This is a genomic window from Rubrivivax rivuli, assembly GCF_004016505.1.
Lineage (GTDB): Bacteria > Pseudomonadota > Gammaproteobacteria > Burkholderiales > Burkholderiaceae_C > Rubrivivax > Rubrivivax rivuli.
Genome location: NZ_SACR01000007.1, coordinates 17,185 through 43,032, shown reverse-complemented (window position 1 = coordinate 43,032; position 25,848 = coordinate 17,185). Strand labels below are relative to the sequence as shown.

The 25,848-nt window shown below is 70.6% G+C and carries 22 protein-coding genes; 9 read left to right on the top strand and 13 right to left on the bottom strand.

What is annotated here, in order from left to right; all coding sequences use genetic code 11:
- Nucleotides 1-5: 5 nt before the first annotated feature.
- The 4 genes from EOE66_RS20225 to EOE66_RS20210 are packed head-to-tail and all read right to left on the bottom strand — an operon-like array spanning nt 6 to nt 4,055.
- Nucleotides 6-1,184 carry an isovaleryl-CoA dehydrogenase gene (locus tag EOE66_RS20225; RefSeq protein ID WP_128230565.1) on the bottom strand — a complete coding sequence of 393 codons (1,179 nt, stop codon included), beginning with the start codon at nt 1,182-1,184 and terminating at the stop codon, nt 6-8.
- Between the two features lie 26 nt (nt 1,185-1,210).
- Nucleotides 1,211-2,293, bottom strand: coding sequence for a M48 family metallopeptidase (locus tag EOE66_RS20220; protein ID WP_164885201.1), 1,083 nt, complete (start codon nt 2,291-2,293; stop codon nt 1,211-1,213).
- Nucleotides 2,290-3,543, bottom strand: a complete 1,254-nt coding sequence (locus EOE66_RS20215) for a YjgN family protein (protein WP_164885200.1) — start codon at nt 3,541-3,543, stop codon at nt 2,290-2,292. Before EOE66_RS20215 ends, EOE66_RS20220 begins: the two co-directional genes overlap by 4 nt.
- A 14-nt stretch (nt 3,544-3,557) precedes the next feature.
- Nucleotides 3,558-4,055 (bottom strand): MerR family transcriptional regulator, encoded by a 498-nt coding sequence (locus tag EOE66_RS20210; protein WP_128230562.1) that lies wholly within the window; start codon nt 4,053-4,055, stop codon nt 3,558-3,560.
- A 50-nt stretch (nt 4,056-4,105) separates the two neighbouring features.
- Here EOE66_RS20210 and EOE66_RS20205 point away from each other — a divergent pair, with 50 nt between their 5' ends.
- Nucleotides 4,106-5,335 (top strand): MBL fold metallo-hydrolase, encoded by a 1,230-nt coding sequence (locus tag EOE66_RS20205; protein ID WP_128230561.1) that lies wholly within the window; start codon nt 4,106-4,108, stop codon nt 5,333-5,335.
- 155 nt (nt 5,336-5,490) lie between these two features.
- Here EOE66_RS20205 and EOE66_RS20200 read toward each other — a convergent pair whose 3' ends face one another.
- From EOE66_RS20200 to EOE66_RS20165, 8 genes are read right to left on the bottom strand one after another with little or no spacing between them, the layout of a single operon-like run.
- A complete protein-coding gene (locus EOE66_RS20200) occupies nt 5,491-6,429 on the bottom strand; it encodes a M48 family metallopeptidase (protein ID WP_128230560.1) in 939 nt (312 codons plus the stop codon).
- 45 nt (nt 6,430-6,474) lie between these two features.
- Nucleotides 6,475-7,002: an SRPBCC family protein gene (locus EOE66_RS20195; RefSeq protein ID WP_128230559.1), complete on the bottom strand. Its 528-nt coding sequence runs from the start codon at nt 7,000-7,002 to the stop codon at nt 6,475-6,477.
- Nucleotides 7,003-7,004: 2 nt separating this feature from the next.
- Nucleotides 7,005-7,799 carry a lysophospholipid acyltransferase family protein gene (locus tag EOE66_RS20190; protein ID WP_128230558.1) on the bottom strand — a complete coding sequence of 265 codons (795 nt, stop codon included), beginning with the start codon at nt 7,797-7,799 and terminating at the stop codon, nt 7,005-7,007.
- Nucleotides 7,796-8,395, bottom strand: coding sequence for a D-glycero-beta-D-manno-heptose 1,7-bisphosphate 7-phosphatase (gmhB, locus tag EOE66_RS20185; protein ID WP_128230557.1), 600 nt, complete (start codon nt 8,393-8,395; stop codon nt 7,796-7,798). Before gmhB ends, EOE66_RS20190 begins: the two co-directional genes overlap by 4 nt.
- Nucleotide 8,396: 1 nt before the next feature.
- Nucleotides 8,397-10,565: a glycine--tRNA ligase subunit beta gene (gene glyS / locus EOE66_RS20180; protein ID WP_128230556.1), complete on the bottom strand. Its 2,169-nt coding sequence runs from the start codon at nt 10,563-10,565 to the stop codon at nt 8,397-8,399.
- Nucleotides 10,566-10,568: 3 nt separating this feature from the next.
- On the bottom strand, nt 10,569-11,510 hold the full coding sequence (gene glyQ / locus EOE66_RS20175) for a glycine--tRNA ligase subunit alpha (protein ID WP_128230555.1): 942 nt from the start codon (nt 11,508-11,510) through the stop codon (nt 10,569-10,571).
- A gap of 39 nt (nt 11,511-11,549) precedes the next feature.
- Complete coding sequence (gene lnt, locus EOE66_RS20170) at nt 11,550-13,145, bottom strand: apolipoprotein N-acyltransferase (RefSeq protein WP_128230554.1); 1,596 nt, start codon at nt 13,143-13,145, stop codon at nt 11,550-11,552.
- Nucleotides 13,142-14,041 (bottom strand): CorC family transporter, encoded by a 900-nt coding sequence (locus tag EOE66_RS20165; RefSeq protein WP_128230553.1) that lies wholly within the window; start codon nt 14,039-14,041, stop codon nt 13,142-13,144. The genes lnt and EOE66_RS20165 overlap by 4 nt, the downstream gene beginning before the upstream one ends.
- Nucleotides 14,042-14,189: 148 nt before the next feature.
- Here EOE66_RS20165 and EOE66_RS20160 point away from each other — a divergent pair, with 148 nt between their 5' ends.
- The 8 genes from EOE66_RS20160 to EOE66_RS20125 all read left to right on the top strand — a co-directional run bounded on the left by EOE66_RS20160 (nt 14,190) and on the right by EOE66_RS20125 (nt 24,525).
- Entirely contained in the window at nt 14,190-14,759 is a 570-nt protein-coding gene (locus EOE66_RS20160) for a VUT family protein (RefSeq protein ID WP_245479121.1), read from the top strand.
- 33 nt (nt 14,760-14,792) lie between these two features.
- A complete protein-coding gene (locus tag EOE66_RS20155; RefSeq protein WP_128230552.1) occupies nt 14,793-15,842 on the top strand; it encodes a CobW family GTP-binding protein in 1,050 nt (349 codons plus the stop codon).
- Between the two features lie 235 nt (nt 15,843-16,077).
- On the top strand, nt 16,078-16,983 hold the full coding sequence (gene dksA, locus EOE66_RS20150) for an RNA polymerase-binding protein DksA (RefSeq protein WP_245479120.1): 906 nt from the start codon (nt 16,078-16,080) through the stop codon (nt 16,981-16,983).
- An 82-nt stretch (nt 16,984-17,065) separates the two neighbouring features.
- Nucleotides 17,066-18,970 (top strand): STAS domain-containing protein, encoded by a 1,905-nt coding sequence (locus tag EOE66_RS20145; protein ID WP_128230550.1) that lies wholly within the window; start codon nt 17,066-17,068, stop codon nt 18,968-18,970.
- 68 nt (nt 18,971-19,038) lie between these two features.
- Nucleotides 19,039-19,575, top strand: coding sequence for an ATP-dependent protease subunit HslV (gene hslV / locus EOE66_RS20140; protein ID WP_128230549.1), 537 nt, complete (start codon nt 19,039-19,041; stop codon nt 19,573-19,575).
- Nucleotides 19,572-20,921: an ATP-dependent protease ATPase subunit HslU gene (gene hslU, locus EOE66_RS20135; protein WP_128230548.1), complete on the top strand. Its 1,350-nt coding sequence runs from the start codon at nt 19,572-19,574 to the stop codon at nt 20,919-20,921. The genes hslV and hslU overlap by 4 nt, the downstream gene beginning before the upstream one ends.
- A gap of 83 nt (nt 20,922-21,004) precedes the next feature.
- Nucleotides 21,005-23,002 (top strand): M3 family oligoendopeptidase, encoded by a 1,998-nt coding sequence (locus tag EOE66_RS20130; RefSeq protein ID WP_128230547.1) that lies wholly within the window; start codon nt 21,005-21,007, stop codon nt 23,000-23,002.
- A gap of 32 nt (nt 23,003-23,034) precedes the next feature.
- Nucleotides 23,035-24,525 carry an AMP nucleosidase gene (locus EOE66_RS20125; RefSeq protein WP_128230546.1) on the top strand — a complete coding sequence of 497 codons (1,491 nt, stop codon included), beginning with the start codon at nt 23,035-23,037 and terminating at the stop codon, nt 24,523-24,525.
- An 18-nt stretch (nt 24,526-24,543) separates the two neighbouring features.
- On the opposite strand, the gene EOE66_RS20120 is transcribed toward EOE66_RS20125, so the two are convergent.
- A complete protein-coding gene (locus EOE66_RS20120; RefSeq protein WP_128230545.1) occupies nt 24,544-25,749 on the bottom strand; it encodes an MFS transporter in 1,206 nt (401 codons plus the stop codon).
- Between the last annotated feature and the right edge of the window lie 99 nt (nt 25,750-25,848).

Sequence of the window (25,848 nt, the reverse complement as noted above, 5' to 3'; positions counted from 1 at the left end):
CGGCCTCACATCGTCTCGGCGAAGAGCTCGCGGCCGATCAGCATGCGGCGGATCTCGCTCGTGCCGGCGCCGATCTCGTAGAGCTTGGCATCGCGCCACAGACGGCCCAGCGGGTACTCGTTGATGTAGCCGTTGCCGCCGAAGATCTGAATGCCCTCGCCGGCCATCCACGTCGCCTTCTCGGCGCACCAGAGGATGACGCTGGCGCAGTCTTTGCGCACCTGGCGGACATGTTCGGCACCCAGCAGGTCGAGGTTCTTGCCCACCGTGTAGCAGAAGGCGCGGCCGGCCTGCAGCACGGTGTACATGTCGGCCACCTTGCCCTGGATGAGCTGGAACTCGCCGATGGATTGCCCGAACTGCTTGCGGTCGTGGATGTAGGGCACCACGTTGTCCATCACCGCCTGCATGATGCCGATCGGGCCGGCGGCCAGCACCGCGCGTTCGTAATCGAGCCCGCTCATCAGCACCTTGGCGCCGCCGTTGACATGGCCCAGCACGTTCTCGGCCGGCACCTCGACGTTGTTGAACACCATCTCGCCCGTGTGGCTGCCGCGCATGCCCAGCTTGTCGAGCTTCTGCGCCGTGCTGAAACCCTTCATGCCCTTCTCGACGATGAAGGCCGTGACGCCGCGCGCGCCCAGCTCGGGCTCGGTCTTGGCGTAGACCACCATGGTGTCGGCATCCGGGCCGTTGGTGATCCACATCTTCGTGCCGTTGAGCAGGTAGTGGTCGCCCTTGTTCTCGGCCTTGAGCTTCATGCTGATGACGTCGGAGCCGGCGCCGGGCTCGCTCATCGCCAGTGCGCCCACGTGTTCACCGCTGATGAGCTTGGGCAGGTACTTCTGCTTCTGCGCCTCGGTGCCGTTGCGCTTGAGCTGGTTCACGCACAGGTTGCTGTGCGCGCCATAGCTCAGGCCGATGCTGGCGCTGGCGCGGCTGATCTCCTCCATCGCAATCATGTGCGCCAGGTAGCCCATGTTGGCGCCGCCGTACTCCTCGCCCACGGTGATGCCCAGCACGCCCAGCTCGCCCATCTTGCGCCACAGGTGCATGGGGAACTGGTCGTTGCGGTCGGTTTCGGCGGCCAGCGGGGCAATCTCGGCTTGCGCGAACTCGCGCACCGCGTCGCGCAGCGCGTCGATGTCTTCACCAAGCTGGAAGTTCAGGCCGGGCAGGTTCATGGGTCTTGTCTCCGTTCGAAAAAGGTTCAGGGCTTGGCGCCGGGTGCGACGAGGCGCTGGCGCTCTTCGGTGGGCGGGTGGCTCGAAGCCCAGGGCGGCAGGCCGCCGCCGCCGCGTGCTTCTTCCTGTGCGAAGCGCTGCCACACCTCGGCCCACAGGCGTGGCGGCAGGCCGGCGCTGGCCATGAAGCGCAGCGCCCCGGCGTCGGCTTCACGCTCGGCGTCGCGGCTGTAGCTCAGGCCCTGCAGGCCGGCCATGCTGGCGGCGGCAATGGTGGAAAAGTCGCCCAGCGCCACGCCGGCCACCGCGAGCAGGCCCATCTGGCGCAGCAGGGCCTGCATGCCATGGCGTTCGCGCACGTGGGCGAGCTCGTGGCCCAGCACCACCATGAGCTGGTCGTCGGTGAGGGCTTCCACCAGACCATCCAGCAGCACGATCTGGCCATTGGGCAGCGCAAAGGCATTGAAGCCCGCACCCTCGGCCGTGCGCCGGCACAGCACCAGGGGCAGCTGGTTGCGGGCGTCGAAGGCCACGGCCGCGCGGTCGAAACGCTCGGCCAGTGCACGGCAACGGTCGGTGTGGCGCGAGGGCCTGAGCCACTGGCCGTCGATGCTGGCCCAGGCGCGGTTGCCGATCTCGCGGTCGACACGCTCGGGCACCAGCGGCAGCGCGGCCCGCGCCATCTGGCCGGCGCCCGAATGGCTGAACCAGCCCAGCAAGGCCACCAGCAGCAGCACGGCCACCAGCACCGCCGGCCAGCTGCCGATGGCCCGGGCCACGGGCCCCACGCCCCCGGCGGCCTGGCGCAGGGCCCGCGCGAGCGCGGTGTCGTCCACCCACAGCGTGCCGCCATCGGGCAGGCGCACAGGGCAGGCCGCCGCGCCGATCGCCTCGCCCACACGCAGTTGTGCGGCGGGGTAGCTGCGGGCGGGGGCGCTGGGGTCTGAGGCCTCCAGCACCAGCAGGGTGGGCGCCTCGAAGCGCAGCAGCACGGCCTGCGGGCGTGTGCTGCGGCCGTCGAAGGCGCGCGCAGGCACGCCGGCCGCAGGCATCGGCGCGGCGGGTTCCGGGGCCGGCATGTCGTGCGGCAGGGGCAGCGTGTCGTTCACCATCCGATGTCCAGACCGAAGAAGTCGGCCGCGCCGTCACCGGCCGCGCGGCCTTCGCGGGGGGCGGGGGCGGGGGCGTGCATCTCGGCCAGCGGCTCGTCGCTCAGCACCACGAGGCTCTGCACGCGGTAGCGCGCAATCGCCACCGCGGCAAAAGGCCACCACAGGCCGCAGGTGAGCAGCACGCCCAGCATGTGGCGCAGCACCAGGCCCCAGAGCGCGCCGCCGCGCATCTCACCGCGAAAACGCAGCCGGCCGAAGTGCGTGTGGCCCCACACGATCTGCTGCAGCCGGGCCGCGAACCAGGGCCAGGCCATCAGCCACATCAGCAGCGCGGCCAGCACGCCGGCCAGCAGCCCGAGCAAGGCCTGGCGCTGCTGTCGCTCCACGTTCAGGGCGTCGCCGGCGGCCTCGGCGGCAGCGGCCGTCTGGTAGCCCGCCCACACCGCCGCCAGCACGCCGGCGATGATGGCGCCCACCACCGCCAGGGCCACGCCCTTGGCGTAGAGGCCGTAGAACTCGGGTGCGCTGGGGTCGTAGCGGAAACGCTGGCCGCCGAACTCGGCGTGGCTGTGCTGCATCTGCTTCAGGCGCGCATGCGCCCAGGGCAGGCCCAGCACCGGCAGCAGGCCGGCGGCCACCAGGCCCCAGCCCTCGGCCCCCAGGGCCTGGGCCACCGTGCCGGCTGTCCACAGCAGCAGCATCGGCACGCACACCACATAGAGCTGGCGCCGCGGCACGTCGAAACCGAAGTGCAGTCCGCGCCAGCTGGTGTTGGCCAGCTTGAAGCGCTGCGCGCTGGCAAAGAGCAGCGGCCCCAGCACGCAGAACAGCCCCAGCACCGCCAGGCCCAGCCAGGTGGCGATGTCGAAGGCCCAGGTCCACGCCGCCAGCAGCGCCAGCGCCACCACGCGCCCGGCCAGGATGCGCCAGGGCTGGCCGTGGAAATCGAAACGGTCGCCGTCGAGCTCGGTGTGCTGCGCGAACCAGCGCGCCTTGCGCACCTTGGCCCAGGCCGAATACACGCCCAGGGTCAGCAGCGTCAGCAGCAGCTGCACCACCCAGACGCGGAAGTAGGCGCTGCCGGTGCCCGTGAAGCGCAGGCGGCGGTCGTGCGGGCTGGGGGGGCGCTCGGCCGGTTTGCGGTCGGGCGCGATGCCGAGTTCGCGGCGCAGCGGGCCGTCTTCCAGCTGTGCGGCCAGGCTGCCAGGAAGGGGCGCGACCGGGTTGGGCTCGGAGGGCTGCTGCATGGAGCGAGGTTCCATCAAGCCACCGCCGGCTTGCGCCGCGGGGCGGTGCGGGCCCGCGCGGGCGCCGTGGCTGTGGCCAGCAGACTGCGGCACCGCGCCTCGTGCTGGGCGATCTCGGCCAGCGTCACTTCCAGGTCTTCGCGCTGCTGCTCGAGCTGCCGGCGGTGCTCGGCCAGCACGGCCATGAAGGCGGTGAGCTGCTGCTGCGTGTCGGAGGGGCTGTCGTACATGTCGACCAGTTGCTTGATCTCCTGCAGGCTCAGGCCCAGGCGCTTGCCGCGCAGCGTGAGCTTCAGCCGCGTGCGATCGCGGTGGGTGTAGACACGGTTGCGGCCGCGGCGCTGCGGGCTGAGCAGGCCCATGTCTTCGTAGAAGCGGATGGCGCGGGCCGTGATGTCGAACTCGGCCGCCAGCTCGGTGATGGTGTACTGCCGCGCGCTGCCGCGGGCGGCGGCGCTCTCGGCAGCCGGGCTGGCAGTGCGGGTGGTGCGGGCAGACGGCAAGGCGGGCATGGTTAGACTGACGTTGACGTAAACGTAAACCCAGCCGCGAATATAGAACCATGGCCGAGCCCCGCCCAGGCCGCCCCGAGGCCGTCCTGCATCCGACGGCGGAGGCCGAGTTGCAGTACCCGCTGGGCACCGCCCTGCCCGCCCCCGGCCGCACGCTGGAAGTGGCCCCTGGCGTGCGCTGGCTGCGCATGGGCCTGCCGTTTGCGCTGAACCACATCAACCTGTGGCTGCTGCGCGACCGCATCGACGGCCGCGAGGGCTGGACGGTGGTGGACTGCGGCATCGACAACGCCGCCACGCGCGCGAACTGGGAGGCCGTGTTCGCCGAAGAACTGCAGGGCCTGCCGGTGCTGCGCTTGATCGTCACGCACATGCACCCCGACCACATCGGGCTGGCGCATTGGTTGTGCGAACGCTGGAGCGGGGACGGGCGCGCCGCCGCCGGGCCGCCCCAAGGCGGCGCGAGCCCCCTCGGGGGGTGGCGCAGCGGCGAAGCCGCAAGCCTGGGGGCCCATGAATGCCGGTTGTGGATCAGCGCCACCGACTGGAACGCCGCGCGCGTGGCCAGCAGCAGCACCACCGGCTTCGGCGGCGAAGAGGCCGCGCGTTTCTTCGCGCTGCACGGCCTGCGCGACGAGGCCTCGCTGGCCGGCGTGCGCGCCCGCGCCGGCTACTACGCGAGCCTGGTGCCGCAGGTGCCACGCCGCTACCGGCGGCTGATGGACGGGCAGGTGCTGCAGATCGGCGGCCAGGCCTGGCACTGCATCGCCGGCTACGGGCACGCGCCCGAGCACATCGCGCTGCACGCGCCGGGCCTGGGCGAGCACGGCGTGCTGATCTCGGGCGACATGGTGCTGCCGCGCATCTCCACCAACGTCAGCGTCATCGACCTCGAACCCGAAGCCAACCCGCTGCCGCTCTTCCTGCGCAGCGTGGCCGCGATGCGTGCGCTGCCGGCGCAGACGCTGGTGCTGCCTTCGCACGGCCAGCCCTTCACCGGCCTGCACACACGCATCGACCAGCTGCTGCAACACCACGAAGACCGCCTGGCCGAGCTGCTGCAGGCCTGCGCCGAGACAGCGCTGAGCGCCGCCGAGCTGCTGCCGGTGCTGTTCAAGCGCCCGCTCGACCTGCACCAGACCACCTTCGCCATGGGCGAGGCCATCGCTCACCTGCACCTGCTGGCCGAAGAAGGCCGGCTGCGACCGGTGAGGGGCGCCCATGGCGTGCAGCGCTGGCGCAGCGAGGCGCACCAGTCAGCCGCCAGCGCGGGGGCCTGAAACACGCGCGGCAGGCCAGGTCTGAACCTGCCTGCCGCGGTGCCCGGGCCTCCCAGCCCGGTCTTGCTGTGTACTGCCTGGTGATGACTGAGACGGCCCGCAGTATCAAGGCCGCACCGCCCTTGCACATCCACCCAAAGGTGGGTGAACGCGGCTCAGTCGAAGACCGGCAGCACCTCGTGGCGCAGCGAGCCGCGCGCCTGCTCGAAATCGGGCACGGCCGAACGCACCACTTCCCAGAAGGCGGGGCTGTGGTTCATCTCTCGCAGGTGGGCCAGTTCGTGGGCGACCACGTAGTCCACCACCGGCATCGCGAAGTGCACCAGGCGCCAGTTCAGGCGGATGCTGCCGTCGGCGCTGGCGCTGCCCCAGCGCGTGGCGGCCGAGCTCAGGCTCAGACGTTTCATGCGCACGCCCAGGCGTTGCGCGAAGAGCGCGCAACGCTCCTCGAAGATGCGCCGCGCCTGGCGCTGCAACCAGCTCTGCACGGCGTCGCGGATCTGCGCCGGCTCGGCCGTGTGCGGCAGGCCCAGGTGCAGCGTGAGGCGCGGCACACCGGGCAGGGTTTCGGGCGCCTCTTTCAGCTGTGCGCCGGTGGTGCGGGTGTCCAGCACGACGATGACGGTCTCACCCAGGAAGGGCAGCGTGGTGCCGTCGCGCCAGTCCACACGCGCGGCCTGCAGGCGTCGGCCGCGCTCGCGCTGCTCGTGCAGCTTGCGCAGGATCCACGCTGCCTTCTCACGCAGCGCAGCCTCGATCTCGCCCAGGCCCACCCAGCGTGGTGCGCTCACCGCCAGGCCTTCGGCGCCGACCACGAAACCGATGCTGCGCCGGCGCGCACGCCGCAGCGCATAGGCCACGCGGTGGCCGGCCAGCACGATCTCGCGATGGGCCTGGGGGTGCTGGAAAGGCAGGGCCGGCGCGGTGGCGGCAGCTTCGGCAACCGGCGGCATGGTCCACACAGGGGCGGGGACCGGTGCGGCAACCGGTGGCGCCGCTGATGAGCTCGCGTGCGCCGCGAAAGCAGGCGCAGACGGCGACACCTCGTCGAACAGCGACAGCTGCAGGGAGGGCGTGGCGGGCCGTTGCGGCATGGGCGCGGATTCTAGGGCGCCCACCCGTCGCAGCACCGCGACGGACTACTTCTCGGCCACCGCTTTCAGGCCAGCCAGGCCGGCCTCGAAATCCTTGCCCACCATGCCATCGGCAAACAGCGCGATCCAGCCGAACAACGGGTTGCGGCCCATGTTGCCCTCCATGGTCCAGCTCACACGCGTGGCGCTGCCTTCGGGCACCAGGCGCAGCTCGCCGCGCGAGGTGGTGCCGAAGTCGGGGAAGTAGAGGTCGTAGGCCAGCAGGCCGGGCGCCTCGGCGCGCGTGAAGCTCATGCGGCCGTCGCCTTCGGTGGCGCTGCGCCATGCCCACACGGCGCCCACGCCCGAAGGCGCGCCCGAGTAGGTGATGGCCATCGCCGGGTCGCGCTGGTTCCACACCGACCACTGCTTCCAGCCGCGCGGGTCGGCCACCAGCGGGTAGATCTTCTCTGGCGGTGCGTTCACGAGCAGGCTGCGCGTGACCTTGAAGTCGGAACCCAGCAACCAGCCGCCGCCCACCAGCACGGCCGCCAGCACCAGCACGACGCCCGCCATCCACTTCAGCACACGCATGTTCAGACCCTTTCGTGTTGCGGCGCCGCGGCGTGCGCCACGGCCCCGGGTGCATAGGCCTCGGGGTCGAGGCGGCGCATCTCGGCCTCGATCCAGGTCTCCACTTCCTTCATCAGCTCTTCCGGCTGGCGGCCGTCGCTGCTGATGGGCGCGCCGATGCTCACGTCCACCGTGCCCGGGCGCAGCAGGAAGCTCTTGCGCGGCCAGCACTTGGCACTGCTGGCGGCGATGGGCACGATGGGCACGCCGGTGGCGATGGCCAGGCGTGCGGCGCCGCTCTTGTAGGCGCCTTGGCCGCCGCGCGGCGTGCGCGTGCCTTCGGGGAACATAATGACCCAGATGCCCTCTGCCGCCAGGCGCTTGCCCTGCGCCGCCACCTTGTTCCAGGCCTCGGCGCGCTTGCTGCGGTCGATGTGGATCATGTCCAGCCGGCCCATCGCCCAGCCAAAGAACGGGATGTAGAGCAGCTCGCGCTTGAACACGTAGGCCAGCGGGTGCGGCATCAGCGTGGGAAAGGCAAAGGTCTCCCAGGTGCTCTGGTGCTTGGCCGCCAGCACCACCGCGCCATGGGCGTCGGCTGCGGTGGGCAGGTGGTGCATGCCGTGCACGCGGTAGTTGACGCCGCAGATCACGCGGGCACCCCAGATCGCCATGCGCAACCAGCGCATGGTGGGCCAGTACAGCCGGGTGCCGCGGACGAAGATCGACAGCCCCAGCATCAGCACCGCCCAGGGCACGACGGTGACGGTCATCCACAGGATGAACAGCGCGGAACGCAGCGCCCAGAACAGCTTCATCGGCCCAGCCCCCCGGCGGTGGAGTCGGCCGTTTCGCTGCGTGCGAGCAGGGCGTCGACGAAGGCGCCCAGGTGCGCGTGCACCTGCGCCCCGGGCGCCTGGTCCAGCAGCTGCTGCAGGGCTTCGCCGGTCAGGCCACTGGCGCGGCCGCTGAGCACCAGGTGCGGCTCGCAACCGGCGGCGCTGGCGGCCTGCAGATCGCGCAGGGTGTCGCCCACCACGGGCACGTTCTGCAACGCCAGGCCATAGCGCCGGCCGATGTCCTGCAACAGCCCGGGCTTGGGCTTGCGGCAGTCACACTGGTCTTCGGGCGTGTGCGGGCAGAAGAAGACGGCATCGATGCGGCCGCCCTGGGTCTGCAGCATCTGGTGCATGCGCGCGTGCACCGCGTTGACGGCGCTCATGTCGATCATGCCGCGGCCGATGCCGCTCTGGTTGGTGGCCACCACCACATGCCAGCCGGCATGGTTGAGCCGGGCCACGGCCTCCAGCGCGCCGGGCACAGGCACCCACTCCTCGGGCGCGGTGACGTGCCCCTCACGGAACTCGTTGAGCACGCCGTCGCGGCCGAGGATGACCAGAGGCACCGTGTGCATGTCAGCTGGCCAGGCGCGAGAGGTCGGCCACGCGGTTCATCGCGCGGTGCAGCTGGCCCAGCAGCGCCAGGCGGTTGCGGCGCAGCGCGGGGTCTTCGGCGTTGACCATCACGTCTTCGAAGAAACGGTCCACCGGCGCCTTCAGCACCGCCAGGGCCTGCAGCGAGGCGGCGTAGTCGCCACGCTCGAAGGCCTGGTCGGCCCCCGGCGTCGCCGCGGCCAGGGCTTCGGCGAGCGCGGCCTCGGCCGGCTCCTTCAGCAGCGTGGCGTCGGCGCTGTCGGCCGGGGCCTCTTCACTCTTCTTCAGGATGTTGCCCACGCGCTTGTTCGCCGCGGCCAGGGCCGGAGCCTCGGGCAGGCTCGCAAAGGCGCGCACGGCCGCCAGGCGGCGCGGCACTTCGCCCAGGCGCGGGGGCTGCAGCGCGAGCACGGCGTCCACCTCCTGCGCGCTGTAGCCCTGGTCGCGCAGGCTCACGGCCAGGCGGTCGCTGAAGAAGGCCAGCAGCGCGGCGCTGGGGTCGGTGATCAGCTCGCCGAAGGCGGGCAGCGCCTGCTGCACCAGCTCGGGCAGCTGCAGCGGCAGGTTCTTCTCCACCAGGATGCGGATCACACCCAATGCGTGGCGGCGCAGCGCAAACGGGTCTTTGTCACCGGTGGGCAGCTGGCCGATGCCGAACAGGCCCACCAGCGTCTCCAGCTTGTCGGCCAGCGCCAGCACGGTGCCGGTGTGGTTGCGCGGCAGCGCGTCGCCCGCGAAACGCGGCTTGTAGTGGTCTTCGATGGCGATGGCCACGCCGTCGCGCAGGCCCTCGTGGCGCGCGTAGTAGCCGCCCATGATGCCCTGCAGCTCCGGGAACTCGCCCACCATGTCGGTGAGCAGGTCGGTCTTGGCCAGGCGCGCGGCCTGCTGCACCTTGCTGTCGAGCACGGCGAACTCGTCCTGCGCCTCCACGGTGTAGGGCAGCGTGGCCATGCGCAGCTGGTTGACGATGGCGTGCGCGATGGCGCGCACGCGCTCGGCGCGCTCGCCCTGGCTGCCCAGCTTGCCGTGGTAGACCACCTGGGCCAGCTGCGGCACGCGGCTTTCCAGCGTGCGCTTGCGGTCCTGGTCGAAGAAGAACTTGGCGTCGGCCAGGCGCGGGCGCACCACGCGCTCGTTGCCGCCGATGACCTGGCTCGCATCGTCGGGGCGGATGTTGCTGACCACCAGGAACTGGTGCGTGAGCTTGCCTTGCGCATCCAGCAGCGGGAAGTACTTCTGGTTGGCCTTCATCGTGAGGATGAGGCACTCGGGCGGCACGGCCAGGAACTCGGGTTCGAACTGGCACAGCAGCACGTTGGGGCGCTCGACCAGGCCCGTCACCTCGTCGAGCAGCGCCTCGTCGTCGATGGGGCGCAGGCCCAGCGCGGCCGCGGCGTCCGAGAGCTGGCGCACGATCTCGGCACGCCGGCCCTCGAAGCTGGCGATGACGGCGCCTTCGTCGAGCAGCTGCTGGGCGTAGCTGTCGGCGTCGCGCAGCGTCACGGTGGCCTGCGGGGCCTCGAAGCGGTGGCCGCGCGTGCTGCGGCCGGCCTGCAGGCCCAGGGCCTCGACCGCCACCACCTCGCTGCCGTGCAGCGCCACCAGGCCGTGCGCCGGGCGCACGAAGTTCACGCTGGTCCAGCCGGGCTGGAAACCTTCGCCGCTGCCGCTGTGCAGCTGGTACTGCATGACCTTGGGGATGGGCAGCTGGGCCAGAGCATGATCCAGCGCTTCCTGAAGGCCACCGCGCAGCAGCGCACCGGGCACGAGGCGGTCAAGGAACAAGGCCTCGGCCTTGCCATCGGGCGCGCGCTGCAACTGCGGCAGCACGGCGGCGTCCAGGCCCATCGCGCCCAGCTTCTTCAGCAGTGCCGGCGTGGGCTGGCCCTCGGCCGTGAGCGCCACGGCCACCGGCATCAGCTTGATGCGCTGCGGCTTGTCGGCAGCCTGCGCCAGCACGTGGCTCACATGCACGGCCAGGCGGCGCGGCGAAGCAAAGGCCGCCACCAAAGCGTGCGCCGGGGCCAGGCCCTGCGCCTTGAGGCTGTCGGCCAGGCCCTGGGCAAAAGCGGCGCCGAGTTTCTTCAGCGCCTTCGGCGGCAGCTCTTCGACGAAGAGTTCAACAAGCAGGTTGCGATCGTCTTGCATGGTTCAGGCCGCCTTGCGTTGGGCGGCGGCAGCGGCTTCGGCCGCCAGCTGGGCCAGCACCTCGTCGGCCCAGGCGCGCGGGGCCAGCGGGAAACCCAGGCGCGCACGGCTGTCGAGGTAGCTCTGCGCGACGCTGCGCGCCAGGTTGCGGATGCGGCCGATGTAGGCGGCGCGCTCGGTCACGCTGATGGCGCCGCGGGCGTCCAGCAGGTTGAAGCTGTGTGCGGCCTTGAGCACCTGCTCGTAGGCCGGCAGCGCCAGGCTCTGCGTCATCAGGTGGCGCGCCTGCTTCTCGTGCGCGCCGAAGGCCTGCAGCAGGAACTCGACATCGCTGTGCTCGAAGTTGTAGGTGCTCTGCTCCACCTCGTTCTGGTGGTAGACGTCACCGTACTTCAGGCCGGGCGCGAAGGTCAGGTCGTAGACGTTGTCCACGCCCTGCAGGTACATGGCCAGGCGCTCCAGACCGTAGGTGATCTCGCCGGTGATAGGCTTGCAATCGATGCCGCCCACCTGCTGGAAGTAGGTGAACTGCGTGACTTCCATGCCGTTGAGCCAGACCTCCCAGCCCAGGCCCCAGGCGCCGAGCGTCGGGTTCTCCCAGTCGTCTTCGACGAAACGCACGTCGTTCTTCTTGAGGTCGAAGCCCAGCGCCTCCAGGCTGCCGAGATACAGCTCCAGGATGTTGGCCGGCGCGGGCTTGAGCACCACCTGGTACTGGTAGTAGTGCTGCAGGCGGTTGGGGTTGTTGCCGTAGCGGCCGTCCTTCGGGCGGCGGCTGGGCTGCACATAGGCGGCTTTCCAGGGCTCGGGGCCCAGGGCGCGCAGGAAGGTGGCGGTGTGGCTGGTGCCGGCGCCCACTTCCATGTCGTAGGGCTGCAGCAGCGCGCAGCCCTGGGCGTCCCAGTAGCTCTGCAGCTGAAGGATGATCTGCTGGAAGGTCAACATGGCGCGGTGGGCAAGGTCAGGTCTCGGGGGCTCTGGAGTTTACGGGCCGGGCCTGCGGCGGCCGGCCACCAATGCTGCAGCGCCCAGCAGCAGCGCCAGGCCCAGCAGCGGGGCCAGGCCCGAACGCGAGGCCCACCAGGCAAAGGGCGTGAGGCCCTCGCGCCCTTCAACCACGGCATCGAGCACGCCGCGCGTGTGCGGGGCCAGCTGCGCCGTCACACGGCCACGGTGGTCCACCACGGCCGTGGCGCCAGTGTTGGTGGCGCGCAGCATCGGCCGCTGAAGTTCCAGCGTGCGCAGGCGAGAGATGTTCAAGTGCTGGGGGATGGCGATGCTGTTGCCGAACCAGCCGATGTTGCTGAGGTTCGCCATCACCGTCGGTGCGGTGGCCGGGTCGGCAAAACGCTGCGCGAGTTCTTCGCCGAACAGGTCTTCGTAGCAGATGTTGGGCGCCACGCGCTGGCCGCGCACCGCAAACGAGGGCTGCTGCAGGCCGCCGCGCGAGAAGTCGCCCAGCGGGATGTTCATCATCTGCGTGAACCAGCGGAAGCCCGTGGGGATGAACTCGCCGAAGGGCACGAGGTGGTGCTTGTCGTAGCGGTACTCCGCTGCACCGGCCGGCCGCGCCGTGAGCCCGGCCACGCTGTTCGTGTAGCCGCGGTCGAAGTCGCCCAGCGGCACGCCCACCAGCGCGGCGCGCGGGCCGCCGCCCACGCCCGCACCGGTGGTGGCGAAATGCGCCTGCAGTTGCTGCCAGTAGCCAGGTGCGAACTCTTCCAGCTGCCCCGGCAGCAGGGGCACCGCGGTTTCGGGCGCCACCACCAGCTCGGCCCGGGCTTCCAGCAGGCCGCGGGCCACCCAGGCCAGGCTTTCGGGCAGGCGCTCGGCGGAAAACTTCTCGTCCTGCGCGACGTTGGTCTGCAGCAGCGCCACCTGCAACGGCCCTGTGGGCCGGGTGAATTCGGCCGGCGCCGCCACGGCGGCCAGCAGCACCCCCAGCGGCAGGGCCAGGGCCAGCGCGGCACTGCGCACGGGGGCCAGGCCGTGTGCCGCCCGCAACACGCCCCACAGCCCAGCGGCCAGCGCCGCCATCACCGCGCCCATGCCGTAGACCCCCAGCCACGGGGCCAGTGCGGCCAGCGGCGCGTCCACCAGCGCGTAGCCCGCGGCGACCCACGGGAAGCCCGTGAACAGCACGCCGCGCGCCAGCTCCGCCAGCAGCCACACAGAGGTGAAGAGCGCCACGTCCCACCCGGTGCCACGCCGCCAGCGCGCATAGGCGGCGCAGGCCAGCGCGAGGTACAGCGACAGCGCCGCCGAGAGCGCGAACACCGCCGCCGCCGCCAGCGGCGCGGGCAGCCCGCCATAGCGGTGCATGCTGATGAAGAGCCACCAGGTGCCGGCGGCCAGCCAAGCCGTGCCGTAGCACCAGCCCAGCAGTGCGGCCCGGCGCGGGGAGGCGGTGTCCAGCAGCGCCACCAGGCCCGCCAGCGCCAGCAGCGGCAGCGGCCACCACGCGGTGTGCACGAAGGCCAGGGTCTGCAGCGCGCCCAGCACAGCGGCGGCCGACGGCGCCAGCCACCGCCAGCGCCCGCGGCGCGGGGGTAGGGGTGGGGGTGGGCCGCCGAAACTCAATCGAGCTGGCCGTCGTCGGCCGTCACCGGCGCCGCCGGCACACGCGCCACGCGGAACCAGCGCACGGCGCCGCCGCGCGTCAGCATCACGGCAAAGCGCAGGCCGCCCACTTCCACGGCCTCGCCGCGGCGCGGCACGCGGCCGAGCTCTTGCGCCACCAGGCCGCCGATGGTGTCGAATTCCTCTTCGGGCAGTCGCGTGCCGAAGGCCTCGTTCACGGCACCGATGCCCACGTCGCCGGCCACCCGGTGCGTGCCGTCGGCCAGGGTGTAGATGCCGTTCTCCTGCTCCTGCTCGTCGAACTCGTCTTCGATCTCGCCAACGATCTCTTCCAGCACGTCTTCGATGGTGATGAGCCCGGCGGTGTTGCCGAACTCGTCGATGACGATGGCCAGGTGGTTGCGGTTGCTGCGGAAGTCGCGCAGCAGCTCGTTCAGGCGCTTGCTCTCGGGCACGAAGACGGCCGGACGCAGCAGCGTGCGCAGGTTCAGCTCGGGCGCGCGCTGCAGCTTGAGCAGGTCCTTCGCCATCAGGATGCCGATGATGTTGTCGCGCTCGCCGTCGTACACCGGGAAGCGCGAGTGCGCGGTGTCGATCACCACGCCCAGCAGCTCGTCGTAGTCGGCGTTGATGTCCAGCAGGTCCATGCGCGGCGTGGGCACCATCACGTCGCCGGCCGTCATGTCGGCCATGCGCAGCACGCCTTCGAGCATGAGCCGCGATTCGGGCTCGATCAGCTCGCGGTCTTCGGCCTCGGCCAGGGTTCTGAAGAGTTCGTCCTTGCTGTCAGGCCCCGGCGAGATGAACTCGACCAGGCGCTGGAAGAAGGGTCTGCGGTCCGCACGCGGGGCCACGGGGGCGGCGCGTGCGGACCGATGAGGGGCGGGGTCGGACACTGGAGCGGGGCCGTCAGTGTGGCTGTGCAGGAGGGACCGGAAGAATAACCGAGTGCAGGCGCCCGGCGCCGCCTGGCGGCTACCGGCTCAAGCGCAAGGCCGCCACAGCGGCGACAATCACGCCCCCGCTGCGCGACCCCGCCCCCGAATGAGCTCCTTCCTGCCCCCCCACCTGCGCTGGCCCGTGGCCGCCATGGCCGCCGTCATCGTGCTGTCCAACGTGCTGGTGCAGCACCCCATCAACGACTGGCTGACCTGGGGCGCCTTCAGCTACCCGCTGGTCTTCCTGGTCACCGACCTCACCAACCGCGGCCTGGGCCCGGCCGCGGCGCGCCGGGTGGCCTGGATCGGCTTTGCCGTGGCCGTGCTGGTGTCGCTGGCGCTGGCGCCCTGGCGCATCGCCGTGGCCTCGGGCGCTGCCTTCATCCTGGCCCAGGTGATGGACATCCTCGTCTTCAACCGCCTGCGCCAGGCCAGCTGGTGGAAAGCACCGCTGCTGGGCTCGCTGGCCGCCAGCGTGGTGGACACGGCCGTCTTCTTCTTCATCGCCTTCGCCGGCAGCGACATGCACTGGCTCATGCTCGCCAGCGGCGACCTCGCCGTGAAGGCGCTGATGGCCGCCGTGCTGCTGGCCCCCTACCGCGCCCTGCTGCCGCGCCTGGACCGCTGGGCAGCCCTGACGACCCCGGCTGCCGCTCCCCCGCCGGCAGCCTCCTGACCACGCACCGCCCTTTCTCTTCGAGAACACCCCATGTCGAACAGCCTCATCCCCGCCACCATCCTCACGGGCTTCCTGGGCTCGGGCAAGACCACGCTGCTCAAGCGTGTGCTCTCGGAAGCCCACGGCCAGAAGATCGCCGTCATCGAGAACGAATTCGGTGAAGAGAACATCGACAACGAGATCCTCGTCGCCGACACGCGCGAGCAGATCATCCAGATGAATAACGGCTGCGTCTGCTGCACCATCCGCGAAGACCTGCGCACCACGCTGAGCGACCTGGCCGAGAAACGCCGCAAAGGCGAGCTGCAGTTCGACCGCGTGGTGATCGAGACCACGGGTCTCGCCGACCCCGGCCCCGTGGCCCAGACCTTCTTCATGGACGACGAGATCGCCGAGAGCTACCTGCTCGACAGCATCCTCACGCTGGTGGACGCCAAGCACGGCGAGCAGCAGCTCAACGACCGCCAGGAAGCGCGCCGCCAGATCGGCTTTGCCGACCAGATCTTCCTGAGCAAGAGCGACCTGTGCACCGAGGCCGAGACCGCCGCGCTGCTGCACCGCATCAAGCACATGAACCCGCGCGCGCCGCAGCACAAGGTGCATTTCGGCGAAGTGCCGATCGCCGACGTCTTCGACCTCAAGGGCTTCAACCTCAACGCCAAGCTCGAGATCGACCCCGAGTTCCTGAACGCCGACAGCCATGGCCATGATCACCACGACCATGCGCACCACGACCATGAACACGGCGAACACTGCGACCACCCCCACCACCACGCCCACGACGACGATGTGAAGAGCTTCGTCTTCCGCAGCAACAAGGCCTTCAACCCGGCCAAGCTGGAAGACTTCCTCGGCGCCATCGTGCAGGTCTACGGCCCCAAGCTGCTGCGCTACAAGGGCGTGCTCTACATGAAGGGCAGCGACCGCAAGGTCATCTTCCAGGGCGTGCACCAGCTCATGGGCAGCGACCTGGGGCCCAAGTGGGCGCCGGGCGAGACCAAGCTCAGCAAGATGGTCTTCATCGGCATCGACCTGCCCAAGGACGTGCTGCTGCAGGGCCTGGAGCAGTGCCTGGTCTGAGCCGTGCCGCCCGATCGGGGCCCGCCAGGCCCTGAGGGAAAACCACCTGCCGAGCGCCGCAACGCCCCCGCTGGGGCCGTGGCTACAATCGCGCGCCTTGCAGACCCGGGGGCACCCCTCGGGCCGGGCAAGGCCCCGCCGCAAGCGGGGAGCGCGCGACGAGGGCCCTGCCTCTGGCATGGCCGATGAAACCCAAGCCCGACCAGGCGTGAATTCGACAGGCGAGGAGGTTCCCGTGAGCAAGCCACCGGCCAAGACTGCGGCCGCCAGCAAGGCCAAGACCGCAGGCGCGAGCCCCGAAGCGCCCAAGCAGGCGGCCAAGGCCGCCGCAAAACCGGCCGCCAAGGCGCCTGCGAAGGTGGCCGAGAAGCCCGTCGAGAAACCTGCTGCCAAGGCTGCCGCAAAACCCGATGCCAAGGCTGCTGCCAAGCCAGCCGCCAAGGCCACGCCCGCCCCCGCCCCCGCCCCGCTTCCAACCCCCGCACCAGCACCGGCCCCTGCCCTCGTGAAAGCACCTGCCCCCAAGAGCGCTGCCCAGAAGGCTGCGGCCAAGGCTGCGCCCCAGAACCAATTGCCCACCCCGGCGCCCGCACAGGCCGTGAACCGGTTCACCGACCGCTTCGCCCCGGCCGCGCCCGCCGCCCGACAGATGACCGAAACGGCCGACCTCCCCAAGAATGCCCGCCAGCGCGACCCCAAGCTGGCCAATGCCTGGAAGACCAAGCCCGGGCGCGAGCTCACCGTCGACGAGCTGCTGGCCATGCCCGACAGCGAGTACATGAACGACAAGCAGCTCGATTTCTTCCGCGCGCAGTTGCAGAAGCAGAAGGACGACCTGCTCAGCAACGCCGGCGAGACCACCGAGCACCTGCGTGAAGACACCAGCATCGTGCCCGACCCGGCCGACCGCGCCACCATCGAGGAAGAGCACGCGCTGGAGCTGCGCACGCGCGACCGCGAGCGCAAGCTGCTGAAGAAGATCGCGCAGTCGCTCAGCCGCCTGGACACGGGCGAGTACGGGTATTGCGACGAGACCGGCGAGCCCATCGGCCTGCAGCGCCTGCTGGCCCGTCCCACGGCCACGCTGTCGCTGGAAGCGCAGCAGCGCCGCGAGCTCAAGCAGAAGATGTTCGGCGACTGAAGTCATGGTCGCGGCGGGCGCGCAGCCCGCCGGTGGCCAGGGCCGCAAGCCCGCCACAGACCCTGGCGTACCATCCTGGCCCATGTCCGAGAACGAGAGTTTCTTCCGCAAGGTGGCGCGCTTCGTCGCGAACCCGACCACCGACTGGACCGATCTCAATTCCCGTCAGGAAGACACGCGCGAGCTCGAACTCGAGAAGTCCGAGCTCAAGGCCATGATCGAGCGCAAGCGGCGCAACGACTTCGTGCGCAAGCGCGAGTTCGACATGCTGCGCCGCGTGCGCCGCGAAGGGCTCTCGCCCGAGCAGTTGGCCTCGCTGGGCACCTCGTCGCGGCTGGACGACTCCGAAGCCCGCCTGCCGGACAACAACACCGCTCGCCCCGACGGCGTGAAGGCCAAGATCGACGAGATCGAGCAGCAGATGGTGGGCGACGCCGGCTTCAACGGCGGGCGGAGCAGCCGTCCCATGCCGATGAACAGCGGCATGCCCCCACCGCGCGAGATGCGCGACACCGTCCCGGTCTACGGGCCGCCGCCCCAGCTCCCTGCGACGCCAGCCCCCAGCCACGGCGCCGGCGCGCTGGGCACGGGCTTCAACCCGGGGCCGGCCGGGTCGGGCTTTGACGCGCCACCAGCCCCGCCGCCGCCCGCCCCACCACCGCTGCCCATGCTCGATCTGCCACCCGCGGCCGCGCCGGCGCCGGTGCAGATGGGCAAGGGTCTGCCGCCGCTCGCGCCGATGACGGCCGTGTCCTTCGAGGCCGCACTGGGGCCGCTGCCGCCCGCGTCCGACGACCGACCCCAGGCCCCACCGGCCAACACGGCCAGTGCGCTGAGCGACTTCAGCAGCCCCTTCGCTGTGGAAGTGAGCGAGGTCGTGCACGACCCCGAACTCGACGAGGCCGTGATCTCCTTCGCCAACGCCGATTTCACGCAATGCGAAGAAGCGCTGCAGCGCCTGACGGCCGACAGCGGCGCGCGCGGGCAGCATGCCGAGACCTGGCTGGTGCTCTTCGACCTGTACCGCGCCACCGGGCAGCAGCAGCGTTTCGAGAGCCTGGCGGTGGAGTACGCGCAGCAGTTCGGCTGGAGCGCGCCGCAGTGGTATTCGCTGCCCAAACTGGTGGCCGATGCCCAGGCCGACAGTCCCGAACTGCGCGAACCGGCGCCACCGCGCAACAGCGCCGGCGCCATGGACGTGGGTTGGCTCTCGCCCGAGCACCTGGACATCGAGGCCGTGGCGCGCCTGCGCTCGCAGGCGCTGCAGATGCCGCTGCCCTGGGTCTTCGACTGGCACCAGCTCAAGCTCATCGACGCCGAGGCGGCGATGCAGCTCTCCACGCTTTTCCGGCTGTGGAGCGGGCAGGCCATCGAGCTGCGCTGGATCGGCGGCGAGCGCCTCTTCCAGGTGCTGGCCGAAGCCGCGCCCACGGGCGTGCGCGACGCCGATCCGGCCTTCTGGCTGACGCGGCTGGATGCGCTGCGCCTGGCCAACCGGCCCGACCAGTTCGACGAAGCCGCCATCGACTACTGCGTGACCTACGAGGTGAGCCCGCCGAGCTGGGAGCCCACGCGGTGCAAGGTCCACATCAGCAGCGGCGGCGCGTCGACACGCCAGCCCGACCTCTCGCTGGTGAGCGATGTCTCCACCGGCTTCATGGAATCGAGCCTCTTCGACGAAGCCGGCCACCCGCCGGGGCAGGTGGAGGTGGCCAACGTCGAGCTCTCGGGCCAGCTCATCGGCGACATCGGGCCGACGCTCCAGAAGCTGCAGAACGAGCTGACGAACGCCCCCGTCATCAGCGTGAACTGCGGGCGCCTGATCCGCGTGGACTTCATCGCCGCTGGCGACCTGCTGAACTGGGTGCTTTCCAAGCGCACGGAAGGCCGCAGCGTGCAGTTCGTCGACACGCACCGGCTGGTGGCGCTGTTCTTCGGAGCCATGGGCATCAACGAGCACGCCAAGGTCCAGGTACGGAAGGTGTAGCCCCCCCGGGCTGGCAGTTGCCGCGCGTGTCCTTGATCTGGGCGGCTTCGCCCTCACGATAGGGACCTATGGAAACCTACCACGGCACCACCATCGTCAGCGTGCGTCGCGGGCCGCTCGTCGCCATCGGCGGCGACGGCCAGGTCACGTTGGGCCACATCGTCGTCAAGAGCAGCGCACGCAAGGTGCGCAAGCTCTACCGCGAGCAGGTGCTCGCCGGTTTTGCCGGCGCCACGGCCGACGCCTTCACGCTCTTCGAGCGCTTCGAGGCCAAGCTGGAGAAGCACCAGGGCCACCTGCAGCGCGCCGCCATCGAGCTGACCAAAGACTGGCGCACCGACCGCGTGCTGCGCCGCCTGGAAGCCATGCTGGCCGTGGCCGACCGCACGAGTTCCTTGATCATCACCGGCAACGGCGACGTGCTCGAGCCCGAACACGGCATCGTGGCCATCGGCTCGGGCGGCGCCTACGCGCAGGCGGCGGCGCGGGCCCTGGTGCAGCACACCGAGATGGGCCCGGCCGACATCGTCAAGCGCAGCCTGGAGATCGCGGGCGACATCTGCATCTACACCAACCACAACCACATCATCGAGACGCTGGCATGAGCATGACGCCGCAAGAGATCGTCAGCGAGCTCGACCATCACATCGTCGGGCAAAACGCCGCCAAGCGCGCCGTGGCCATCGCGCTGCGCAACCGCTGGCGGCGCCAGCAGGTGCCGGGCGCACTCCGCGCCGAGATCACGCCCAAGAACATCCTGATGATCGGCCCCACCGGCGTGGGCAAGACCGAGATCGCGCGCCGGCTGGCACGCCTGGCCGACGCGCCCTTCATCAAGGTGGAAGCGACCAAGTTCACCGAGGTGGGTTACGTCGGCAAGGACGTCGACACCATCGTGCGCGACCTGGTGGACGTGGCCATCAAGGAAGAGCGCGAGCGCCAGGTGCGCCGCAAGCGTGCCGCCGCGGAAGACGCGGCCGAAGATCGCATCCTCGATGTGCTGGTGCCGCCACCGCGCGAAGCGGCGCGCGTGGGCTTCGACACCGGCAGCAGCACACCCGCCGACAACACCGCGCGGCAGATCATGCGCAAGCGCCTGCGCGAGGGCACGCTGGACGACAAGGAGATCGAGATCGATCTCGCCGAGCCCAAACCGACGCTGGAGATCCTGGGCGCCGGCGGCATGCCCGGCATGGACGAGATGGCCGAGCAGTTGAAGGGCCTGTTCTCGCAGGCCGGCGTGGCCAAACGCAAGACGCGCAAGCTGAAGATCGGCCAAGCGCGCCAGCTGCTGGTGGACGAAGAAGCCGGCAAGCTCGTCAACGAGGACGAGATCCGCGCGGCGGCTCTGGCCAACGCCGAGGGCAACGGCATCGTCTTCATCGACGAGATCGACAAGGTGGCCAGCCGGCAAGAGCACGGTGGCGCCGAGGTCAGCCGCCAGGGCGTGCAGCGCGACCTGCTGCCGCTGGTGGAAGGCACCACCGTCAGCACCAAGTACGGGCCGGTGAAGACCGACCACATGCTCTTCATCGCCAGCGGCGCCTTCCATCTGGCCAAGCCCAGCGACCTGATCCCCGAGCTGCAGGGCCGCTTCCCCATCCGCGTGGAGCTGCAATCGCTGAGCGTGCAGGATTTCGAGGCCATCCTCACCAGCACCCACGCCAGCCTGATCAAGCAGTACCAGGCGCTGCTGGCCACCGAAGGCGTGACGCTGCAGGTGCAGCCCGAGGGCGTGCAGCGACTGGCGCAGATCGCCTTCGAGGTGAACGAGCGCACCGAGAACATTGGCGCACGGCGCCTGGCCACGGTGATGGAACGCCTGCTCGACGAGATCAGCTTCGACGCCCCCAACCGCAGCGGGGACACGGTGGTCATCGACGCCGCCGCCGTCGACGCGCGCCTGGCCGACCTGGCCCACGACGAAGACCTCTCGCGCTACATCCTGTGAGCCGCTGAGCCCCTGAAGCGCGTGGCAGCGCGGCCGCGGCGATGTGGCCACAATCGCGGTTTTTCATCCGCTGCCTCGTTGCCATGCGCCTTTCTGCCCAGCTCATCCGCCTGCCCCGCCTGCGCGCCACCACGCTGGCGGCCGTCACCTTCGGCCTGCTGCTGGGTGCGGCCCACGCCGAGTTCGACGACGACGAACTGCTGGCCGAAGCGGCGGCCGCTGCGGCCACTTCGGCGGCCGCCCAGACCGCCAGCCCGGCCGCCGACCCGAAGTACGTCTGGGACCTGAGCCCGCTCTTCGCCAACGACGCCGCCTGGGACGCCGAGCGCACCGCCTTGCTGGCCGAACTGCCCGCGCTCAAGGCCCTGCAGAAGGACTTCGGCAAGAGCCCCGCCAGCCTGCGCGCGGCGCTGGACAAGCTCTCGGCCGCGCAGCAGCGTCTGCGCCGTGTGGGCGTGTACGCCAGCGCCATCGCCAGCACCGACAACCGCAACCCGCGCAACCAGGAGCGCAGCGGCCAGGCGCGTTCGCTCTCGGGCCAGTTCGGCGCCGCGGTGGCCTGGGTAGACGGCGCCATCGCCGCCCTGGGCGAGAAGAAGATCAACGCCTGGCTGAAGGCCGAGCCCGGCCTGGCGCGCCACAGCGCCCGGCTGCAGGAGGTGCTGCGCGAGGCCAAGCACAAGCTGCACCCCGAGGCCGAAGCGGCACTCGCGGCCCTGGGCCCGGTGCTCGGCGGCCAGGCCAACACGCGCACGCTGCTGACCACGGTGGACATGGAGTGGCCCAGCATCACGGTGGACGGCAAGCCCGTGCGCGTGGACAACACCGGCTACAACCGCCTGCGCGCCCACCCCAACCGCCAGGTGCGCCAGCAGGCCTTCGAGGCCTTCTACCGCGCCAACGGCCGCTTCGAGAACACCATGGGCAGCACCCTGGCCCAGCGCGTGGAGGTGGGCGTGATCAATGCGCGCCTGCGCGGCCACCCCTCGGCGGTGGCGGCCAGCCTGTCTGACAACGCCATCCCCGAGAGCGTGTACCGCACGCTGGTGGCCGAAGCGCAGCGCGGCCTGCCCACGCTGCACCGCTACTTCAAGCTGCGCCAGAAGATGCTGGGCCTGCCCGACCTGGGCTACCACGACATCTACCCCGAGCTGGTGAAGACCACGCGCCGCTACACGCCCGAGGTGGCGGCCGAGCTCACGCTGGCCGCGGTGGCGCCGCTGGGCGCGCCCTACCAGGCGCAGCTGAAGAAGGCTTTGGGCGACCGGACCATGCACGTCTACCCTGCGGCCGGCAAGAGCCCGGGCGCCTACCAGAGCGGTGTGTACGGCATGACGCCGCTGATCTTCCTGAACCACCAGGACACCTTCGGCAGCGTCAGCACCTACGCGCACGAGTGGGGCCACGGCATGCACACCGTGCTGGCCGACAGCACCCAGCCGCCCGAGAAGGCCGGCTACCCGCTCTTCCTGGCCGAGATCGCGGCCTTCACGCACGAACTGCTGCTGCAAGGCCACGTGCTCAACACCGCCAAGAGCAGGGAAGAGCGCCTGTTCTACCTGGGCGAAGCGGTGGAGCGCCTGCGCAGCGCCTTCTTCCGCCAGACCATGTTTGCCGAGTTCGAACTGAAGGTGCACGACGCGCTCGAGCGCGGCGAAGCCGTCACCGGCAAACGCATGACGCAGATCTACTGCGGCCTGCTCAAGCAGTACCACGGCGCCGACACGGGCGTGATGAACATCGACCCGAACGTGTGCACCGAGTGGGCCATCATTCCCCACTTCTACCGGCCGTTCTATGTGTACCAGTACGCCACCTCGATGGCGGCGGCCCACCACTTCAGCACCCAGCTGCTGGCCGGCAACCCGGCCCAGCGCGACACCTACCTGAACGTGCTGAAGAGCGGCGGCTCGCGCCACCCGGTGCCGCTGCTGAAAGACGCCGGCCTGGACATGAACTCGCCCGCGCCCTACCGCGCCCTCATCGCGCAGATGGACAAGATGCTCGATGAGATGGAAAAGCTGCTGGCCGAAGGCGCCGCAGCTGCCGCCCCAGCCGCCACTGGGCAGCAGCCGGGTTGAAGCACGGGCTGGCCGGGGGCCGATAATTCAGCATGACGTCCTTGCCGCTTTTCATCGCCCCCACCCGCTTCGACAACCCCGAGGCCGCACTGGCCCAGGTGCAGGCCATCTACCGCAGCAGCACCGAGCACCTGCGCGAGAGCCTGCGCCGCTTCGTGGCCGGTGAAGACGACGGCCAGCCGGTGCGCGCCTGCTACCCCTACGTGCGCGTGCGCACCACCACGGTGGCGCGCGCCGATTCGCGGCTGAGCTACGGCTTCGTGGCCGGGCCGGGCAGCTACGAGATCACCGTCACGCGGCCCGATCTCTTCTCGAACTACTACCTCGAGCAGTTCCGCCTGCTGCTGAAGAACCACGGCGTGGCCATCGAGGTGGGCACCAGCGCGCAGCCGATTCCGGTGCACTTCTCGCTGGCCGAGCACGACCACCTGGAAGGCAGCCTGCCGCCCGAGCGGCGGCTGAAGATGCGCGACCTCTTCGACCTGCCCGACCTCGCGGCCATGGACGACGGCATCGCCAATGGCACGCACAACCCGGCGCCGGGCGAGCCGCAGCCGCTGGCGCTGTTCACGGCGCCGCGGGTCGACTACTCGCTGCACCGCCTGCGCCACTACACCGGCACCGCGCCCGAGCACTTCCAGAACTTCGTGCTCTTCACGAACTACCAGTTCTACATCGACGAGTTCATCAAGCTCGGCCACGCGCTCATGGCCGACGCGGCCAGCGAGTACGAGGCCTTCGTCGAGCCCGGCAACGTGATCACGCGCCGCACCGGCACCAGCGCGCGCCCGGGCGACGAGCTCGGCGCGCCGCCGCCGCGCCTGCCTCAGATGCCGGCCTACCACCTGCGCCGCGCCGACAACAGCGGCATCACGATGGTGAACATCGGCGTCGGCCCGGCCAATGCCAAGACCATCACCGACCACGTGGCGGTGCTGCGCCCGCACGCCTGGCTGATGCTCGGCCACTGCGCCGGCCTGCGCAACAGCCAGCAGCTGGGCGACTACGTGCTGGCTCACGCCTACATGCGCGAAGACCACGTGCTCGACGAAGACCTGCCGCTGTGGGTGCCCATCCCGGCGCTGGCCGAAGTGCAGGTGGCGCTGGAGCAGGCCGTGGCCGAGATCACGCAGCTGCAGGGCTACGAGCTCAAGCGCATCCTGCGCACGGGCACCGTGGCGAGCACCGACAACCGCAACTGGGAGCTGCTGCCCAGCCACGGCGGCAACAGCCCCGAGCGGCGCTTCAGCCAAAGCCGTGCGGTGGCGCTGGACATGGAGAGCGCGACCATCGCCGCCAACGGCTTCCGCTTCCGCGTGCCCTACGGCACCCTGCTGTGCGTGAGCGACAAGCCGCTGCACGGCGAGATCAAGCTGCCAGGCATGGCCAACACCTTCTACCGCGAGCGGGTCGACCAGCACCTGCGCATCGGCATGCGCGCAGTGGAATTGCTGCGGCAAGAGCGCCCCGGCAGCCTGCACAGCCGCAAGCTGCGCAGCTTTGCCGAGGTGGCGTTCCAGTAAGGGCGCCCGGGCCGGCCCTCAGCGCGGCGGCGGGGCCGCCCACAGCGGCCGCAGGGCCAGCAGGCCCAGCACCGGCCCCAGCGCCAGCCAGGGCAACAACGTGGCCAGGGGCTGGGTCGCCGAGAGGCGCACGAAGAGCTCGATGCTCAGCGCCGAGATGGCGAAGCCGATGCTGTTGGTCAGCGTGAGCACGCTGCCCACCGCCTCGCGCGGGGCGTTGGTGGCCGTCAGCGCGCTGAACTGCGGCGAATCACCGGACACCGTGATGCCCCACAGCACCAGCCAGGCCAGGAACAGCGGCAGGGGCGCCTGCAGCATCCAGGGCGCGGCCAGGCAGCACAGGCCGCTGGTGGCCAGCTGCGTGCCGGCCACGCGCGCGCTGCCGAAGCGCGGCGCCAGCAGCCCGCCCACCACGCAGCCCAGCGCGCCGGCGCCCAGGGCCACGAAGGCCCAGCCCGACACGGCCACCGCGCCCTGCAGGCGCGTGGCCAGCACCAGCGGCATCAGCACCCACACGGTGTAGAGCTCCCACATGTGGCCGAAGTAGCCGAAGACCGAGGCGCGGGTGCGCGCATCGCGCCACAGGCTGGCCAGCGCGCCCAGCCGCAGCGGCACGGCGCCAGGGCGCGCGGGCGGCTCAGGAATCAGCCGCACCACCGCCACGCCCGCCAGCACGGCCAGCGTGGCCACGGCGACGAACACGCTCTGCCAGGGCAGTGCGGCGCCCACGGCACGCAGCAGGTAGGGGCTGGCGCTGCCGAGCACCAGCGCGCCGAGCAGCCAGCCCAGCGCCGTGCCCAGGCCGCGCGGGAACCACTGCGATGCGATCTTCATGCCCACCGGGTAGATGCCGGCCAGGCAGAAGCCCGTGGCCACGCGCCACAGCAGCAGGCCGGTGTAGCTGTGCGCCATGACCGCGGCGGCCACGGTGCACAGGGCGGCGCTGCAGGTGCTGAGCAGGAAGAGCCGCCGTGCCGAGAAGCGGTCGGCCAGCGCCAGCAGGGCGAACAGCAGCGTGCCGGCGATGAAGCCCAGCTGCAGCGCCGAGCTCAGGGTGCCCACCGCAGCTTCGGTGTAGCCGTGGGCGCGCTGCAGTTCGGGCATCACCGCGTTGACGGCGAACCAGGGCGAGGTGCCGCCCAATTGCGCCAGCACCAGCGTGGGCAGCAGGTGGCGGGGTGGGACCGGCGCAGGCGTCGCGAAGGCGGTGGCGGCTGTGCTCAAGCGGGCTGCGTTCGGGGGTTCGTCCAAGCCACGGTAGCACGGCTTGCGAAGGCAGACGGTCTGCTCAGGACGCCCGCGATGCGTGCACTAAGCCGCAGC